The organism is Streptococcus sp. Marseille-P7375 (assembly GCF_902460365.1).
Classification (GTDB): Bacteria; Bacillota; Bacilli; order Lactobacillales; family Streptococcaceae; genus Streptococcus; species Streptococcus cristatus_I.
The window spans coordinates 153,725-169,981 of record NZ_CABPTR010000005.1 but is presented as its reverse complement, the minus strand read 5'-3'; the positions used below and the strand labels follow the sequence as shown (position 1 = coordinate 169,981).

Below are 16,257 nucleotides of genomic sequence, written 5' to 3'. Positions count from 1 at the left end.
AATTCAGCTAGTTAAGTGACGATAGCCTAGGAGATACACCTGTACCCATGCCGAACACAGAAGTTAAGCCCTAGAACGCCGGAAGTAGTTGGGGGTTGCCCCCTGTGAGATATGGTAGTCGCTTAGCTATTATCCGCCATAGCTCAGTTGGTAGTAGCGCATGACTGTTAATCATGATGTCGTAGGTTCGAGTCCTACTGGCGGAGTACATGAGCATATGAGAAAAGAGCAGTTAGCTCTTTTTTCTTTCTCTCTATCGATGCTTTTGCATTGTTTTGGAATCAGAGTGTTACTATAGTTGGAGCTTGACTCTTTTCTTTTTTGTGGTATAATTAACCGGTAAAGTTTCAACCAGTTAAGAAAGGGAGCGAAGAATGGGGCATTTAGCAGAAAAAATTAATCATTTTTTGAATGAGGTTATATTGACAGCTGAGAATCAACATGAAATCTTGGTAGGCTCTTGTACGAGCGATGTGCGGCTAACGAACACGCAGGAACATATTTTAATGCTCTTGTCTCAGGAGTCTTTGACGAATTCTGATCTAGCTAAAAGGCTGAATGTTAGCCAGGCTGCTGTAACTAAAGCTGTTAAGGCTTTGGTGGAGCAAAAGATGTTGGAAACATTCAAGGATAAGAAGGATGCTCGTGTGACTTTTTATCGATTGACTGATTTGGCACGACCGATTGCGGAAGAACATCAACATCATCATGTTCATACTTTGGAGACTTACCAGAGATTGGCAGAGCAATTTTCTTCTGATGAGCAAGAAGTGATTATGAGATTTTTGGATGGTTTGATTGGAGAAATTGGGAAATGAGATATATCACAGTGGAAAATCTGTCCTTTTACTATGACAAGGAACCTGTGTTGGAGCATATTCATTACTTTTTGGATAGTGGCGAGTTTGTAACCTTGACAGGGGAGAATGGGGCTGCTAAGACGACACTTGTCAAGGCTAGTCTGGGGATTCTGCAGCCTAAGCATGGCGAGGTCAAGATTTCCAAGACCAATGAGAAGGGCAAGAAATTGAGAATTGCTTATCTTCCTCAGCAGATTGCTAGTTTTAATGCAGGTTTTCCTAGTACGGTGTATGAGTTTGTTAAGTCTGGCCGCTATCCGCGCAAGGGTTGGTTTCGACGTTTAAATGAACATGATGAGGAACATATCAAGGCCAGTTTGGAGTCGGTTGGAATGTGGGAACATCGGGACAAGCGGATCGGTTCTCTTTCTGGCGGGCAAAAGCAGCGGGCTGTGATTGCTCGGATGTTTGCTTCGGATCCGGATATTTTTGTCCTAGATGAGCCGACAACAGGTATGGATGCAGGCAGCAAGGATGAATTTTACAAGCTTATGCATCATAGTGCTCACAAGCATGGGAAAGCGGTCTTGATGATTACACACGATCCGGAGGAAGTTCGCAAATATGCTGATCGCAACATTCATTTAGTTCGGAATCAGGACTCACCTTGGCGCTGCTTCAATGTGCATGAAAGTGACAGCGGACAGGAGGTGAGTCATGTTTAATCTATTTTCCTATGATTTTATGCAGCGAGCCTTTTTAGCAGTTATTGCCATGAGCCTCTTCTCACCGATTTTAGGTACTTTCCTTATTTTACGTCGTCAGAGCCTCATGAGTGACACGCTCAGTCACGTTTCTCTGGCAGGCGTTGCCTTTGGTTTGGTTCTAGGTTTGTCACCGACCTTCACAACAGTAGTGGTAGTTATAATCGCAGCAGTCTTCTTAGAGTATCTGCGGACTATTTATAAGAATTTCATGGAAATCGGTACAGCTATTCTCATGTCAACGGGATTAGCGGTTTCCTTGATTGTTATGAGTAAGGGTAAGAGTTCAAGCTCGATGAGTTTGGATCAGTATCTATTTGGCTCCATTGTGACTATCAGTAGGGAGCAGGTGATTTCTCTCTTTGTCATTGCTGCTGTGGTGCTTGTCTTGACTTTCCTCTTCATTCGGCCTATGTACATCTTGACCTTTGACGAGGATACGGCCTTTGTGGATGGGCTGCCTGTGCGGACCATGTCTATTCTCTTTAATATTGTGACGGGTGTTGCGATTGCCCTCATGATTCCAGCTGCGGGAGCCTTGCTGGTCTCGACCATTATGGTCCTGCCGGCCAGTATTGCCCTGCGGATTGGGAAAAATTTCAAGTCGGTTATTTTACTGGCAAACGTCATCGGCTTCTTTGGTATGATTGCCGGACTTTATATTTCTTACTATGCAGAGACGCCAGCAAGCGCCAGCATTACGATTATCTTCGTCAGCTTGTTCTTGCTGGTCAATCTGGTCAAAAAATTTATGAAATAGGAGCAGAAAATGAAAAAAATTAGTTTACTATTAGCAGGTTTACTGAGTATTTTCTTAGTAGCTTGTTCCAATCAAAAAAATGCAGATGGCAAGCTCAATATTGTCACGACTTTTTATCCGGTTTATGAGTTTACCAAGCAGGTGGCTGGAGACGAGGCTAATGTTGAACTTCTAATCGGGGCTGGTACAGAGCCGCATGATTATGAGCCTTCAGCTAAGGCAGTTGCGACGATTCAGGATGCCGATGCCTTTGTCTATGAAAATGAAAATATGGAGACTTGGGTTCCTGATTTGCTAAAAAACTTGAAAAATAAGGAAGAAAAGGTTATCAAAGCGACTGGAAATATGCTTTTGCTGCCTGGTGGTGAAGAGGAAGAAGACCACGACCATGGTGAAGAGGGGCATCATCATGAGTACGATCCCCACGTTTGGCTGTCTCCGAAGCGCGCTATTAAAATGGTGGAGCACATCCGAGATAGTCTGAGCAAGGCCTATCCTGACAAGAAAGCTGCTTTTGAGAAAAACGCAGCGGCTTATATCAAGAAGCTGGAAGCCTTGGATAAGGAGTTTGAAGATGGTTTAGCCAATGCCAAGCAAAAGAGCTTTGTCACTCAGCACGCAGCCTTTAACTATCTGGCATTGGACTATGGCTTGAAACAGGTACCAATTTCTGGACTTTCACCAGACAGTGAACCATCCGCTTCACGCTTGGCTGAATTGACCGAGTATATTAAGAAAAATAAAATCAAGTATATTTACTTTGAAGAGAATGCTTCCCAGGCTTTGGCTTCTACATTAGCTAAGGAAACAGGGGTAGAGCTTGATGTCCTGAATCCGCTGGAAAGCTTGACCGAAGAGCAGACCAAGGACGGAGCAGACTATGTTTCTATCATGCAGGCCAATCTAAAGGCTCTTAAGAAAACAACGGACCAAGAGGGAGCAGAGATTGCGGCTGAGAAAGAAGAGAATACTAAGACAGTTCAAAATGGCTACTTTGAAGACAGTGCCGTCAAGGATCGAACCTTGTCTGACTATGCAGGCGAGTGGCAGTCTGTTTACCCATATCTGAAGGACGGTACCCTAGATCAAGTCTTTGACTACAAGGCTAAGCTGACTGGGAAAATGACGGCAGCTGAATACAAGGACTACTATGACAAGGGCTACAAGACGGATGTTTCCAATATCAATATCACAGACAAGACCATGGAATTTGTGGTAGATGGAAAATCTAAGAAATATACGTATAAATACGTTGGTAAGCACACTCTGACCTACTCTAAGGGAAATCGTGGAGTTCGCTTTATGTTTGAAGCGACAGATGCGGATGCTGGCCAGTACAAATATGTTCAGTTTAGCGACCACAACATTGCACCGACCAAGGCAGCTCACTTCCATATCTTCTATGGTGGTGAGAGCCAGGAAGCGCTCTTTAATGAGCTGGAAAACTGGCCAACCTACTATCCAAGTAAGTTGACAGGTCAAGAAATCGCCCAAGAGATGTTGGCACACTAATAGAATAAAGCAAGAAGACGGGATTATCCCGCCTTCTTTTTTGTATATCAGGAAATAACGATAAAAATACTTGACAAATTACGATTACAATTGTAAACTAATAAAGAATCGAATTACAAATGTAAATGTTAAGGAAGTGTTAGACAATGGAACAGCAAAATATGAGCCAAGCAGAATGGCAAGTGATGCGTGTGCTGTGGGCCTATCCACACAGTCGCAGTACAGAGATTATAGCGCGGTTGGAAGCTGATTTTTCCTGGAAACCGGCAACCATCAAGACCCTTTTGAATCGTCTGAAGACCAAAGAATTTATTGCCATGGAAAAAATTGAGGGTAAGTTTTACTACGATGCCCGGATTTTAGAAGCGGAGCATCTGGAAAGCACTTGGCAGTCGCTTTTTGATAATATATGTAACACTAAACACGGAGATCTTTTGATTTCAATGATTGAGAGAAGTCAGTTCAGTCAAAGGGACTTGGAGCGGCTCAGCCAAGTCATCGATAAGAAAAGAGCTTCGGCTCCGCTGGAAATTAAATGCCACTGCCCTCAAGGCCAGTGTCGTTGCGGGCACAGAAAGGAGACACATTGATGAGTGAGAAGAAAGAATACAAGCTCTCAGGCATGACCTGTGCATCTTGTGCTATGACAGTGGAGATGGCGGTCAAGGACTTGGAAACGGTCGAGGATGTCAGTGTCAATCTGGCGACAGAACGTCTCAGTTTGCTTCCTAAGGCGGGATTTGACAGCCAGCAAGTGCTGGATGCGATAGCTGAGGCTGGTTATCAGGCGGAAGAAAAAGGAAAAGACCGACCGTCCCATGCAAGCGAAGAGGCTGCAACGAAAGCGAAGGAATTGGAAAGGAAAAAGCAAGAATTACTAATTCTTTTGGTCACGGCTCTGCCCTTGCTTTATATCTCGATGGGTAGTATGGTCGGTCTTCCGCTGCCTAGCTTCTTGGACCATATGGCGCATCCCTTGGTCTTCGTTCTTTCACAACTGCTTTTGACTCTGCCTGCTGTGTGGATCGGTCGTGGCTTTTATCAGAGAGGATTTCGCAATCTTATCAAGCGACATCCTAATATGGATAGTTTGATTGCGGTGGGAACCAGTGCAGCATTTCTTTATAGCCTCTACTCGGTCAGTCAGGTTTTTCTAGGTCATCATCCCTTTGTCCATCAGCTCTATTTTGAGTCTGTTGCAGTGATTATTGCCTTGGTTCTTCTAGGCAAATATCTGGAAAGTTCAGCCAAGGGGAGAACGTCTCAGGCGATTCAGTCTCTACTTGAGCTAGTGCCTAGTCAGGCGACAGTGATTCGCTATGGAGAGGCTGTGACCATTGATACAGAGGATATCCGAGTTGGAGATATTATCCGTATCAAGCCAGGAGAGCGTATGCCTGTAGACGGCCTTGTGACGGAGGGGCAGACCTTTGTGGATGAGTCCATGATGACAGGTGAAAGTGTCCCGATTGAAAAAAAGGTCGGTGACACTATTACCAGTGCCACAATCAATCAAAATGGTAGTATTGACTACCAAGCAACTAGGGTGGGTTCAGATACGACCTTAGCTCAGATTGTTAGATTGGTGGAGGAAGCGCAGGGGTCTAAGGCACCGATAGCGGCTTTGGCCGATAAGATTTCGCTTTATTTTGTCCCAATCGTGCTGAGCTTGGCTACTTTGTCCGCGCTGGGCTGGTATTTTCTAGCTAGTGAGAGTCTTAGCTTTTCTCTGTCAATCTTTATCGCAGTTCTGGTCATTGCCTGCCCTTGTGCGCTGGGGTTAGCTACTCCGACAGCCATCATGGTTGGGACTGGTAAAGGGGCTGAAAATGGTATTCTGATTAAGTCTGGTCAAGCTTTGGAAGCGGCTTATCAGCTGGATACTATTGTTCTTGATAAGACGGGGACGATTACGGTTGGTAAGCCCAGCCTGACGGATTTGTTACCTTTGAGTGCTTTTAATCGCTCTGACTTGTTGCGGCTAATAGCCAGTGCTGAGCAGCATTCTGAACATCCTTTGGCTCAGGCTATCTTAGAAGCTGCTAAAGAGGAGGGACTTGACTTGCTGCCTGTCAGTCATTTTGAGGCTATAGTTGGACGAGGATTGGCTGCTCAGGTTGAAGGTAAGCATCTTCTGGTCGGTAATGAGTCTCTGATGAAAGAAAAGAACATTGACAGCAGTGCCTTTCAAGAACAGTTGTTAGAGCTATCCCAAGAAGGGAAGACAGCCATGTTTGTCGCAATAGATGGACAGCTGGTAGGTATTTTAGCGGTAGCAGATGAGATGAAATCCAGCAGTCTGTCGGCTGTGCAGGAGCTCCAGTCTATGGGACTAGAAGTCATCATGCTGACAGGAGATCGTGAGGAAACAGCGACAGCTATTGCCCAGAAAGCTGGCATCCAAAAAGTTATCGCAGGTGTATTGCCAGATGGTAAGGCCGCTGCTATCAAGGACTTGCAGGAAGCTGGCAAAAAACTAGCCATGGTCGGAGACGGTATCAATGATGCACCAGCTCTGGTCCAGGCAGATGTTGGAATTGCCATCGGATCAGGCGCTGATGTAGCTATTGAGTCCGCAGATGTAGTGCTCATGCATAGTGATTTGCAGGATGTAGTCAAGGCTATCAAGCTCAGCCAGGCGACCATCCGCAATATCAAAGAAAATCTCTTCTGGGCTTTTGCCTACAATACACTAGGCATCCCGATTGCTATGGGTCTGCTGCATCTTTTTGGCGGCCCCTTGCTCAATCCTATGTTGGCTGGTCTGGCCATGAGCTTAAGCTCAGTGTCAGTTGTGGCCAATGCTCTGCGTCTAGGACGCTTTAAATTTTAAAATGAAGGAATATACGGAGGAATAAATCTATGAAACAAACAGTTCAATTAGAAAACTTATCTTGTCAAAACTGTGTTAAACACGTTACCCAGCACTTCCTATCTATGGAGGGAGTGTCAGATGTGACAGTAGATCTGGACAAGCAGACAGCAGAGATTATTGCGGATAGATCCTTGAGTGCAGAGGATTATCAGGCGGCTTTGAGCAAAACCATCTATAAGGTCTTAGCGGTGCAGGATAGCTGAGCCAACTTGTAAAATAGGCTGAAAAAGTCTATAATATTAGTAATCATTTATTGGATAAGGAGAAAGCCATGAAGCAGAAAATAGTCTATCCTTTATTATGTTGCTTAGCTCTATCGACTTTGGCAGCCTGCTCTAGTAAGGCAGTTAATTCTACTCAGACAAGTTCGAGTACTACTCAGGAATCTTCTCAAGTAGCTTCTAGTCAGAGTGTTGCAGAATCGTCTTCTTCTGCAACAAGCAGTCAAAGTTCAGCAGAAGTTAGTCCAGAAAAGACGCAAGAGGAGAAAAAATCAATGGATATTTCGGCCTTGGCCAATGGAGACTACTCCAGTGTAAAAGGGACCTGGCAGAATGCTGCTGGTCATCAGCTGGTGTTCAATGATAAAGGGTTAGTTTCTGATAGCTATGAGCTGTATGGAGCATCTCTGACAGACTATGGCACTGCTTCTGGCGGTGTATACGGTGGTGAAACTGGTGGTTTCTTGCTAGAGTTCATTCCAAAAGGTGTCAAGCTTGCGAATAAAGAAAATTTCCAAGATAGCTCAGATGTCAGCCAAGATCGTCTGTGGACGGGAGTTGGGATGAATAGCTTTGATGAACAAGGTCAATTTTATTATCGTGTTACTAACTAATCGTGTAGGATAGAAATTTTCTATCCTATTTTTTGTTTTAAAAGAGTAGTTAGTTGAAATATGATAAAAAATTGTGCAAACGTTTGAATAAATGCTTGAAATAATAATTAAAAAAGGATATAATATTTTTATGAAAGCGCTTTGAAATTTTTAGGGGTTTCAAAGGCAACTATTTTCACATAAAGTAAAGGGGAACTTATGGTTGAATTAAATCTGAAAAATATTTATAAGAAGTATCCAAACAGTGAGCACTATTCTGTTGAAGACTTTAATTTGGACATTAAGGACAAGGAATTTATCGTTTTCGTTGGTCCGTCAGGATGCGGGAAATCTACAACGTTGCGTATGATTGCAGGTCTTGAAGACATCACAGAAGGAACAGCGTCAATCGACGGTAAAGTGGTCAATGATGTGGCACCGAAAGACCGCGATATCGCCATGGTCTTCCAGAACTATGCCCTCTACCCACACATGACAGTCTACGACAACATGGCTTTCGGGCTCAAACTGCGCAAGTACAGCAAGGAAGATATTGACAAGCGGGTGCAAGAAGCGGCTGAAATCCTTGGTTTGAAAGAATTCTTGGATCGTAAGCCAGCGGACTTGTCAGGTGGTCAACGTCAGCGTGTTGCTATGGGTCGTGCTATCGTACGTGATGCAAAGGTTTTCTTGATGGACGAGCCTTTGTCAAACTTGGATGCGAAGCTGCGGGTGTCCATGCGTGCTGAGATTGCCAAAATCCACCGCCGTATCGGAGCAACAACCATTTACGTTACCCACGACCAGACAGAAGCGATGACGCTTGCAGACCGGATTGTTATCATGTCAGCAACCAAGAACCCTGCTGGAACTGGAACCATTGGTCGAGTAGAACAAATCGGTAGTCCACAGGAAGTCTACAGAAATCCAGTCAACAAGTTTGTGGCGGGCTTCATTGGCAGCCCAGCCATGAACTTTATCACTGTGACACTTGAGGGAAATCAAATTGTTGCCGATGGCTTGCGTTTGACCGTGCCAGAAGGAACACTGAAGGTGTTGCGTGAGAAGGGTTATGACGGTAAGAAGTTGATCTTTGGTATTCGTCCAGAAGACATCAATACAGAACCTGCCTTCCTAGAGACCTTCCCAGATTCTGTGGTTCATGCGACCATTTCTGTCTCTGAGCTTTTGGGTTCTGAGTCTCACCTTTACTGTCAAGTTGGTGACAGCGAGTTTATCGCACGTGTAGATGCTCGTGACTACTCAGAAACAGGTGAAGGGATTGACCTTGGCTTTGATCTAAACAAGGCGCATTTCTTTGATTTCGAAACAGAGAAAACAGTTTATTAAAATATGAGTTATAAAAAAGATAGTCAGCAAGCCAAACGGAATGCATTTGGTCTGCGGACTATCTTTTCTTTATTTTGCTTTTCCGATAAGAATGGTAGCTGCAATGGTCACTTGGGTGAGGTCAGTCCAGTCGATCTGGTCTTGCTCAACGTGAAAGAGGAGTGGTGTCATCGCTAAAAGAGCGGCTCTACTTTCGGTAGTCAAGGAGTGGCTAGACTCAACATTGATTTCAGAGATTATATCGAAGTGCTCTCGGAAATGCTGAATGACTTCTTGGTTAGAGTAATCCTTGTTACTGAGTTGAGTCGCAGCTTTTTGGCGAATTTCTTGAAGATGGTGCTCGGTGGGAATGACTTTGATGAGGAGGGCATTCTCAGACATGACTCTCCGAAATTCCTGATAATTGGCTGGAGAAAAGATGTCTAAAATGATGTCCATGCTGGCATCTTGTAGTGGTAGCTTGGCCAAATCACCGACGAACCAATTGACTGCGAAAGAGCCGTCGCTCTTGGCAGCGATTTGGACCGAGTCTTTTGAAATGTCAAAGGCGTAGAAGGTTTTGTCAGAATGACTTTCTTGGAGTTTACGAGAGTAAAATCCTTCGCCACAGCCGATATCCAAGACTGTTTTGGCAGTTTCTGAACTAGCAAGTAAGTTCGAGATAGCTTCTAAGATAGCTTGGTAAAATCCTGCTTCTAAAATCAACTGCCGATTTTGAAAACTGGCCTTATCGTAGTCTTTGGGTTGTTTGATTTGAGGTGCTAGATTGACATAGCCAAACTTGGCCAAGTCATAAGAATGACGATGTTGGCATTTGAGGCTGTTTTCCATCAGCTGTAGCTCTTCCTTGCAGATGGGACAGGCAAAGGCAGTCGCTGTGGCAAAACGCTGGAGTTTGGGTTTGAGGTTTGTATTCATAGTTTAAGTGTATCAAAAGAGACAAGTGAAAGCAACTTTAGGAGTAAGTAGATGGGAGATTCAGTAGAAATAAAACTAATTCTCCAATTTATAAAATGAAATTGCTTTTATATCTAAATTTCTATATAATAATGATAAGGAGGAAATAAGTATGTTAAAAGAAGTATTAACCGTTGCAAAAGTTGCGAAAAAATCTTCACTATTTTTGGGTGGTGTCGCATTTGGTACCCTTGGCTTGAAAATCTTAGCAAGTAAGGAAGCTAAAAAAGGTTATTCTAAAGCTTTGGCTAAGGCTTACAAGTTGAAAGACGGGCTAGATGCATCTGTTTCTGTTGTGAAACAACATGGAGACGATGTCTTGCAAGATGCCAAATATTTGTACGAGCAAGAGAAAAAAGAAGAGCAATTAGATAGCCTTATAGGGGAATAATATGTCTTTTAAAGTGCTACATAGAGGATACCAACATATCCGACTATCATCTTCTTTTTCACTCACCTTGGATATTCAAGACTATCTTCGTTCCTTGGCGAGAGATGAAAAGGGGATTGAGTCCATCCAGTTTTACATGGATCAACAGCACTTTACTCTACGTATAAAAGAAGGCTTCTCTGTATTAGACAATGCAGAAGCCTTTTTAAAAAGAATTGATAAAGGGAAAGTTTCTGAGTTGATGACTCTTCCCATTCGTAGAGAAGAGAGTGCTTATTCTATTGTTTCAGGTGCAGCGATTAAGCGTATACTTTTTCGTAGTTTTGTGCCGTATCCTATTCGCTATATATGGACTTGTTATCAGGCTTTTGGCTATATTAGAGAAGCTTATCAAACACTAGCGCGCAAGGAACTAACGATGGAGGTCCTGGACTGTTCGGCGATTTTATTGTCCTTGTTTATGAACCAATCTAAGACGGCTAGCAATATCATGTTTATGCTTGATTTGGGGAATCATTTAGATCAGTGGTCCTTGAAAAAAACTGCAACAGATTTAGAACAAAGCCTTCTTGCAAAAGAGAGCGATGTATTTCTAGTACAGGGGGATACGGTTGTTAGTATCAAGAGTTCCGATGTTCAAATAGGAGATGTCTTGGTCCTATCTCAAGGAAATGAAATTCTGTTTGATGGACAAGTAGTTTCAGGTTTAGGTATGGTCAACGAAAGCTCCTTGACAGGAGAGAGTTTTCCAGTTGAAAAAAGAGAGTCTGATTTGGTTTGTGCAAATACAGTATTAGAAACTGGAGAGTTACGCATTCGTGTAACCGATAATCAGATGAACAGCCGGGTTTTACAACTGATTGAGTTGATGAAGAAATCTGAAGAAAACAAGAAAACGAAACAACGCTATTTCATCAAAATGGCGGACAAGGTCGTCAAATATAATTTCTTGGGGGCTGGGCTGACTTACCTATTGACAGGTTCTTTTTCTAAGGCTATTTCTTTCCTATTGGTCGATTTCTCCTGCGCTTTGAAAATCTCTACTCCTGTAGCTTATTTGACAGCTATCAAGGAGGGGTTGAACCGTGAAATGGTGATTAAGGATGGAGATGTTTTGGAGAAATATCTGGAAGTTGATACTTTCTTGTTTGATAAGACGGGAACAATCACAACTAGCTATCCGATAGTTGACAAGGTGTTACCTTTTGGGGACTATAGTGAGGAAGATATTCTCAGAATCAGTGCCTGTCTTGAGGAACACATTTATCATCCTATTGCTAATGCCATCGTCAAGCAAGCTGAGATAGAGGGGATTGAACATGAGGAAATGCATGGGAAACTCCAATATATCGCAAGCAAGGGGATCAAATCTCATATAGATGGCCAACCAGTTCTTATTGGGAATTATGTCTTGATGCAGGATGAGCAGATTCATATCAGTTCAGAACAAAATGCTTTAATTGAAGAGTACAAGAGTCACTACAATCTCTTATTCTTGGCTTATCAGAATGAATTGATTGGAATGTTCTGCATTCATACTCCTTTGAGAAAAGAAGCAAAAACAGCCTTGGATAAACTTAAGGCACAGGGGAAAAAATTGATTCTGGCAACAGGGGATACCTCGGTTAGGACAGAGGAATTAGTCAAAGATTTGCCCTTTGATCAGGTATATACAGACTTGAAACCTGATGGGAAATTTGAATTGGTGCAGGAGTTACAGCAATCTGGTCATACTGTCTTAATGGTCGGAGATGGCCTGAATGACTCGGCAGCTCTAACCCTTGCGGATATTGGTGTTGTGATGAATGAAAGTGCAGATATTTCTAAGCAAATGAGCGATATATTATTATTAGATAATCGCTTGGATTTTTTTGAAGAATTAGACTCTCTGTCATCGTCTTTGCAAAAACTGATTCAGAAGAATATCCAAGAAACCGTCGTCGTAAATAGTAGTTTGATTGGCTTTGGTTTATTTAACTGGCTTAGTCCTTCCAATCTTTCTATCTTACATAACCTCACAACTTTGCGAATTGTACTTCGTAGTCTTTCTGTTAAGAATAGATAAGTAAGAAGATTTTAATCTACTATGAGCAAAAAGGAGTTATCTCAGAGAAGAGTAACTCCTTTTGTTTGTGTGGATAAATTTTGAATGTTTTAGTATGTAAGGACGAAGTATTTCTTCTTACCACGGCGGATAACAGTAAGTTCATTCTCTAACTTATCTGCGTCGCTCAAGACATAGTCAAGGTCTTGGATGCGGTCGCCGTTGACGTAAATTGCTCCGTTTTGAACATCTTCGCGGGCTTGGCGTTTTGAGTTGACTACGCCAGATGACACGAGGATTTCCACGATGTTAAGATTTTCGTCGGCTTGAACTTGGTAGTTTGGTACTCCACGAAGTCCTTGTTTGAGTTCTTTGACAGAAAGGCTTTTGATATTTCCAGCAAAGAGTTGCTCAGTGATGTTAAGGGCTTCTTTGTAGGCTTCTTCACCGTGGACAAGAGTTACCACTTCACGAGCGAGGATTTTTTGAGCCAAGCGTTCGTGTGGAGCTGCTTCAAACGGTTTGCGGATGTCTTCAATCTCATCAAGCGACAAGAAAGTAAAGATCTTCAAGAAGCGAACAGCGTCAGCATCCATGACGTTCATCCAGAATTGGTACATTTCGTATGGAGAAGTCTTGTCAGCATTGAGCCAGACTGCGTTTCCCTCTGATTTACCAAATTTCTTACCAGTCGCATCAGTGATAAGGGGAACAGTGATAACGTGGCCAGTCTTGTCAGCCTTACGACGAAGCAATTCGGTACCAGCTGTCATATTTCCCCACTGGTCAGAACCACCGATTTGCAGCGTTACGTTGTGCTCTTGGTTAAGGACGTAGAAGTCGTACCCTTGCATGATTTGGTAGGCAAACTCTGTGTAAGAAATTCCAGTTTCGATCCGTTTTTTAACAGACTCCTTGCTCATCATGTAGTTGACAGTGAAGTATTTACCGACATCACGGAGGAAGTCAATGAAGCTGATGCTGCCAAACCAGTCGTAGTTGTTGACCATGACAGCTTTGTTTTCGCCATTTTCAAAGTCAAGAAAGCGTGACAGTTGGCCTTGGATGGACTGAACCCAGCCATCAACGGTTTCCTTGGTTTGCAGGCTACGCTCCGCATCTTTAAAGGATGGGTCGCCAATCAAACCTGTTGCACCACCGACGAGGGCGTAAGGTTTGTGACCAGCTAACTGTAAGCGGCGACTGGTCAAAATAGCTACCAAGTGACCTAAGTGCAGACTGTCCGCTGTTGGATCGTATCCAGTATAATAAGAGACCTGCCCTTCTTCTAAGGCTTTACGCAAAGCTTCTTCATCAGTCGTTTGAAAAATCAAACCACGCTCTTGCAGCTCATCAAAAATGTGCATAGTTGTCTCTCCTTTTCTAAGATAGCAAAGGATTTTGCCCTTGCTCAAGTATTTTTTTGTTTTATCCCTCTATTGTATCACAAACGCGACAAATAGCAATGAGTAGCCAGAAAATAATTCCTGTAAAAGCGCTAGAATTAGCTCTTTCTTGATATAATCTGCTGATGTTTGCTATAATAGTCGATAAGGAGAATCTATGTTGAAACCATTTATAAAAAAGTTAAAACAGTTTGGTAAGGGGGGGCCCTCACCTGTTAAGACGTCTAAGCCAAAAGGAGAGACATGGTCGGTACTTGATATTGTTTCCGTTATTTTCCGGACAGTAAAACTACTCTTAAATGTCGCTTTTGTGTTTATCTTTTTTGGAATAGTATTGGGGGCTGGAATCGGATTGGGCTATGCCGCTAGCCTTTTTAGTGATGTCTCCGTGCCGAAGCAGGAGGAGCTGGTAAGTCAGGTCAATAAGATTTCTGGGATTTCGAAGCTGACCTATGCTAACGGAGAGTTGATTTCTGAAATCGATAATGATTTGTTGCGGATCCCAGTTGCCAGCGATGCGATTTCGGATAATGTCAAAAATGCTATCATTGCGACGGAAGATGAGAACTTTGAAACTCACAATGGTGTTGTGCCCAAGGCTGTTCTGCGGGCAACCTTGGGTTCAGTAGTTGGAGTCGGTTCATCCAGCGGGGGCTCGACCTTAACTCAGCAGTTGATCAAGCAGCAGGTCGTGGGAGATGCTCCGACTTTCAAGCGGAAGGCAGTAGAGATTGTTGATGCCTTGGCTTTGGAACGCTATATGTCTAAGGATGAGATTCTGACGACTTATCTGAATGTGGCACCTTTTGGTCGGAATAATAAGGGACAAAATATTGCTGGAGTGGAAGAAGCAGCTCAAGGGATTTTTGGTGTATCAGCCAAGGATTTGACCATTCCGCAGGCTGCGTTTATTGCAGGATTGCCTCAGAGTCCGATTGTTTATTCACCCTATGCCTCTGATGGCGGTATGAAAAGTCCAGATGATATGGCTTTAGGTCTAGAGCGGGCTCGGAATGTTTTGTATAATATGTACCGTACAGGTCGACTGAGTGAGGCAGACTATCAGCAGTACAAAGACTATGATCTGACGCAAGATTTTAAACCGACTGAGAGCCTTCAAAAGAGCTCGCATAGTTACCTCTACCATACAGCTTTTTCAGAAGCACAGACGGCCATGTATCAGTATTTGATTCAGCGGGACAATGTATCCCAGCAAGAATTAAAAAATAATGCAACGGTTGAAGCTTATCAAGAGTTAGCTCGAAAAGAGCTGAGCGAGGGTGGCTATACGGTCACAACAACCATCAATCATTCTATTCATCAGGCAATGCAGAATGCAGTTGCCAACTACGGTGGTCTCTTGGATGATGGGACAGGAATGGTCGAGGCTGGAAATGTCCTTCAGGACAATAAAACAGGAGCCATTATTGGTTTTGTCGGTGGTAGAGACTATAGCTCTAATCAAAACAACCATGCTTTTGATACGGAAAGATCTCCTGGTTCGACTATCAAGCCGATTTTAGCTTATGGGATCGCCATTGACCAAGGGCTGATGGGAAGCGCGAGCGTACTTTCCAATTATCCGACGAACTTCTCTAGCGGTGAGCCGATTATGCACGTGGATAGTCGCGGGACAGGCATGATGGACCTGCAGGAAGCCCTCAATACTTCTTGGAATATTCCAGCTTATTGGACCTATCGTGCACTTCGTGAGAAGGGTGTAAATGTCCGAGGCTATATGGAAAAAATGGGCTACCATATTGACAACTATGACATTGAAAGTCTACCAATGGGTGGGGGAATCGAGGTTTCGGTTGCCCAGCATACCAACGGTTTCCAGACCTTGGCTAATAACGGTTCTTATCAAGAAAAATATATGATTGAAAAGATCACAGCTCCAGACGGCAAAGTGGTTTATGAGCATAAGGCAAAACCAGTTCAGGTGTATTCGCCTGCTACTGCAACGATTATGCAAAGCTTGATGCGAGGTGTGCTCAACTCTGGTGCAACTACGACCTTTAAATCAAGGATTGGTCAAGTCAATGGTACCTTGGCAGGTGCAGACTGGATTGGTAAGACAGGTACAACCAACAGCAATGGTGATATGTGGCTCATGCTTTCTACTCCTCGGATGACTCTTGGAGGCTGGATTGGTCATGATGACAATACTTCTATGGCTGCCCTAACAGGCTACAATAATAATGCTGCCTATATGGCCTATCTAGCCAATGCCATTTATGAGGCGGATCCAGAGGCTTGGGGAATCGGAGAGAAATTCAATCTTGATTCGAGTGTTATCAAGTCGGATGTTCTCAAGTCTACTGGAGAAAGACCAGGAACCGTCACAATCAATGGCCGCTCCATCAATCTAAGCGGTCCGACTGTTCCTAGCTACTGGGCTAAGAATGGCGCTCCAACGACGAGCTATCGCTTTGGTATCGGCGCATCAGATGCGGATTATCAGAAAGCTTGGGGAGCTATCTTGGGTGGTTATACCTCTAATTCTGGTTCTAACTTTAGCTCTAATCCGAATTCCAATAATGGGACTAATTCTAGCAGTAACCGACAGGGAAACTAGGACATC

Annotated in this window: 14 protein-coding genes, 1 tRNA gene and 1 rRNA gene; 14 read left to right on the top strand and 2 right to left on the bottom strand. The window is 43.5% G+C overall.

Going from position 1 to position 16,257, the window contains the following annotated elements:
* Window positions 1-11 precede the first annotated feature (11 nt).
* From rrf to FZ954_RS10505, 11 genes are all read left to right on the top strand, one after another.
* A 5S ribosomal RNA gene (rrf, locus tag FZ954_RS10555) occupies window positions 12-127 on the top strand.
* 5 nt (window positions 128-132) lie between these two features.
* Window positions 133-206, top strand: a tRNA-Asn gene (locus FZ954_RS10550).
* Window positions 207-374: 168 nt separating this feature from the next.
* Window positions 375-818: a zinc-dependent MarR family transcriptional regulator gene (locus tag FZ954_RS10545; RefSeq protein ID WP_148878339.1), complete on the top strand. Its 444-nt coding sequence runs from the start codon at window positions 375-377 to the stop codon at window positions 816-818.
* On the top strand, window positions 815-1,525 hold the full coding sequence (locus tag FZ954_RS10540; protein ID WP_148878338.1) for a metal ABC transporter ATP-binding protein: 711 nt from the start codon (window positions 815-817) through the stop codon (window positions 1,523-1,525). The genes FZ954_RS10545 and FZ954_RS10540 overlap by 4 nt, the downstream gene beginning before the upstream one ends.
* Window positions 1,518-2,324: a metal ABC transporter permease gene (locus FZ954_RS10535; protein WP_148878337.1), complete on the top strand. Its 807-nt coding sequence runs from the start codon at window positions 1,518-1,520 to the stop codon at window positions 2,322-2,324. Before FZ954_RS10540 ends, FZ954_RS10535 begins: the two co-directional genes overlap by 8 nt.
* 9 nt (window positions 2,325-2,333) lie before the next feature.
* Window positions 2,334-3,836 (top strand): zinc ABC transporter substrate-binding protein AdcA, encoded by a 1,503-nt coding sequence (locus FZ954_RS10530; RefSeq protein WP_148878336.1) that lies wholly within the window; start codon window positions 2,334-2,336, stop codon window positions 3,834-3,836.
* A gap of 146 nt (window positions 3,837-3,982) precedes the next feature.
* A complete protein-coding gene (locus FZ954_RS10525) occupies window positions 3,983-4,426 on the top strand; it encodes a CopY/TcrY family copper transport repressor (RefSeq protein ID WP_148878335.1) in 444 nt (147 codons plus the stop codon).
* A complete protein-coding gene (locus FZ954_RS10520; protein ID WP_148878334.1) occupies window positions 4,426-6,669 on the top strand; it encodes a heavy metal translocating P-type ATPase in 2,244 nt (747 codons plus the stop codon). Before FZ954_RS10525 ends, FZ954_RS10520 begins: the two co-directional genes overlap by 1 nt.
* 29 nt (window positions 6,670-6,698) lie before the next feature.
* Window positions 6,699-6,914 carry a heavy-metal-associated domain-containing protein gene (locus FZ954_RS10515; protein ID WP_125383737.1) on the top strand — a complete coding sequence of 72 codons (216 nt, stop codon included), beginning with the start codon at window positions 6,699-6,701 and terminating at the stop codon, window positions 6,912-6,914.
* A gap of 68 nt (window positions 6,915-6,982) precedes the next feature.
* Window positions 6,983-7,546 (top strand): DUF6287 domain-containing protein, encoded by a 564-nt coding sequence (locus FZ954_RS10510; RefSeq protein ID WP_125383736.1) that lies wholly within the window; start codon window positions 6,983-6,985, stop codon window positions 7,544-7,546.
* A gap of 198 nt (window positions 7,547-7,744) precedes the next feature.
* On the top strand, window positions 7,745-8,875 hold the full coding sequence (locus FZ954_RS10505; RefSeq protein ID WP_148878333.1) for an ABC transporter ATP-binding protein: 1,131 nt from the start codon (window positions 7,745-7,747) through the stop codon (window positions 8,873-8,875).
* 69 nt (window positions 8,876-8,944) lie between these two features.
* On the opposite strand, the gene FZ954_RS10500 is transcribed toward FZ954_RS10505, so the two are convergent.
* Window positions 8,945-9,793 carry a methyltransferase domain-containing protein gene (locus tag FZ954_RS10500; protein ID WP_148878332.1) on the bottom strand — a complete coding sequence of 283 codons (849 nt, stop codon included), beginning with the start codon at window positions 9,791-9,793 and terminating at the stop codon, window positions 8,945-8,947.
* Between the two features lie 151 nt (window positions 9,794-9,944).
* Here FZ954_RS10500 and FZ954_RS10495 point away from each other — a divergent pair, with 151 nt between their 5' ends.
* On the top strand, window positions 9,945-10,223 hold the full coding sequence (locus FZ954_RS10495; RefSeq protein ID WP_000910910.1) for a DUF6110 family protein: 279 nt from the start codon (window positions 9,945-9,947) through the stop codon (window positions 10,221-10,223).
* A gap of 1 nt (window position 10,224) precedes the next feature.
* A complete protein-coding gene (locus FZ954_RS10490) occupies window positions 10,225-12,288 on the top strand; it encodes a heavy metal translocating P-type ATPase (RefSeq protein WP_148878331.1) in 2,064 nt (687 codons plus the stop codon).
* Between the two features lie 89 nt (window positions 12,289-12,377).
* Here the strand turns inward: FZ954_RS10490 and tyrS are convergent, their stop codons facing one another.
* Window positions 12,378-13,634 carry a tyrosine--tRNA ligase gene (gene tyrS, locus FZ954_RS10485; RefSeq protein ID WP_148878330.1) on the bottom strand — a complete coding sequence of 419 codons (1,257 nt, stop codon included), beginning with the start codon at window positions 13,632-13,634 and terminating at the stop codon, window positions 12,378-12,380.
* 196 nt (window positions 13,635-13,830) lie between these two features.
* Between tyrS and pbp1b the strand changes: the two genes are divergently transcribed.
* The gene (gene pbp1b / locus FZ954_RS10480) at window positions 13,831-16,251 is read left to right on the top strand and encodes a penicillin-binding protein PBP1B (protein WP_398587669.1); all 2,421 of its coding nucleotides are present in this window, start codon (window positions 13,831-13,833) and stop codon (window positions 16,249-16,251) included.
* Window positions 16,252-16,257 lie beyond the last annotated feature (6 nt).

What these genes read in the sequence shown, in the direction of transcription:
- FZ954_RS10545 (WP_148878339.1), top strand. Translation starts at nt 375, where the DNA reads ATGGGGCATTTAGCAGAAAAAATTAATCATTTTTTGAATGAGGTTATA.
- FZ954_RS10540 (WP_148878338.1), top strand. Translation starts at nt 815, where the DNA reads ATGAGATATATCACAGTGGAAAATCTGTCCTTTTACTATGACAAGGAA.
- FZ954_RS10535 (WP_148878337.1), top strand. Translation starts at nt 1,518, where the DNA reads ATGTTTAATCTATTTTCCTATGATTTTATGCAGCGAGCCTTTTTAGCA.
- FZ954_RS10530 (WP_148878336.1), top strand. Translation starts at nt 2,334, where the DNA reads ATGAAAAAAATTAGTTTACTATTAGCAGGTTTACTGAGTATTTTCTTA.
- FZ954_RS10525 (WP_148878335.1), top strand. Translation starts at nt 3,983, where the DNA reads ATGGAACAGCAAAATATGAGCCAAGCAGAATGGCAAGTGATGCGTGTG.
- FZ954_RS10520 (WP_148878334.1), top strand. Translation starts at nt 4,426, where the DNA reads ATGAGTGAGAAGAAAGAATACAAGCTCTCAGGCATGACCTGTGCATCT.
- FZ954_RS10515 (WP_125383737.1), top strand. Translation starts at nt 6,699, where the DNA reads ATGAAACAAACAGTTCAATTAGAAAACTTATCTTGTCAAAACTGTGTT.
- FZ954_RS10510 (WP_125383736.1), top strand. Translation starts at nt 6,983, where the DNA reads ATGAAGCAGAAAATAGTCTATCCTTTATTATGTTGCTTAGCTCTATCG.
- FZ954_RS10505 (WP_148878333.1), top strand. Translation starts at nt 7,745, where the DNA reads ATGGTTGAATTAAATCTGAAAAATATTTATAAGAAGTATCCAAACAGT.
- FZ954_RS10500 (WP_148878332.1), bottom strand. Translation starts at nt 9,793, where the DNA reads ATGAATACAAACCTCAAACCCAAACTCCAGCGTTTTGCCACAGCGACT.
- FZ954_RS10495 (WP_000910910.1), top strand. Translation starts at nt 9,945, where the DNA reads ATGTTAAAAGAAGTATTAACCGTTGCAAAAGTTGCGAAAAAATCTTCA.
- FZ954_RS10490 (WP_148878331.1), top strand. Translation starts at nt 10,225, where the DNA reads ATGTCTTTTAAAGTGCTACATAGAGGATACCAACATATCCGACTATCA.
- tyrS (WP_148878330.1), bottom strand. Translation starts at nt 13,634, where the DNA reads ATGCACATTTTTGATGAGCTGCAAGAGCGTGGTTTGATTTTTCAAACG.
- pbp1b (WP_398587669.1), top strand. Translation starts at nt 13,831, where the DNA reads ATGTTGAAACCATTTATAAAAAAGTTAAAACAGTTTGGTAAGGGGGGG.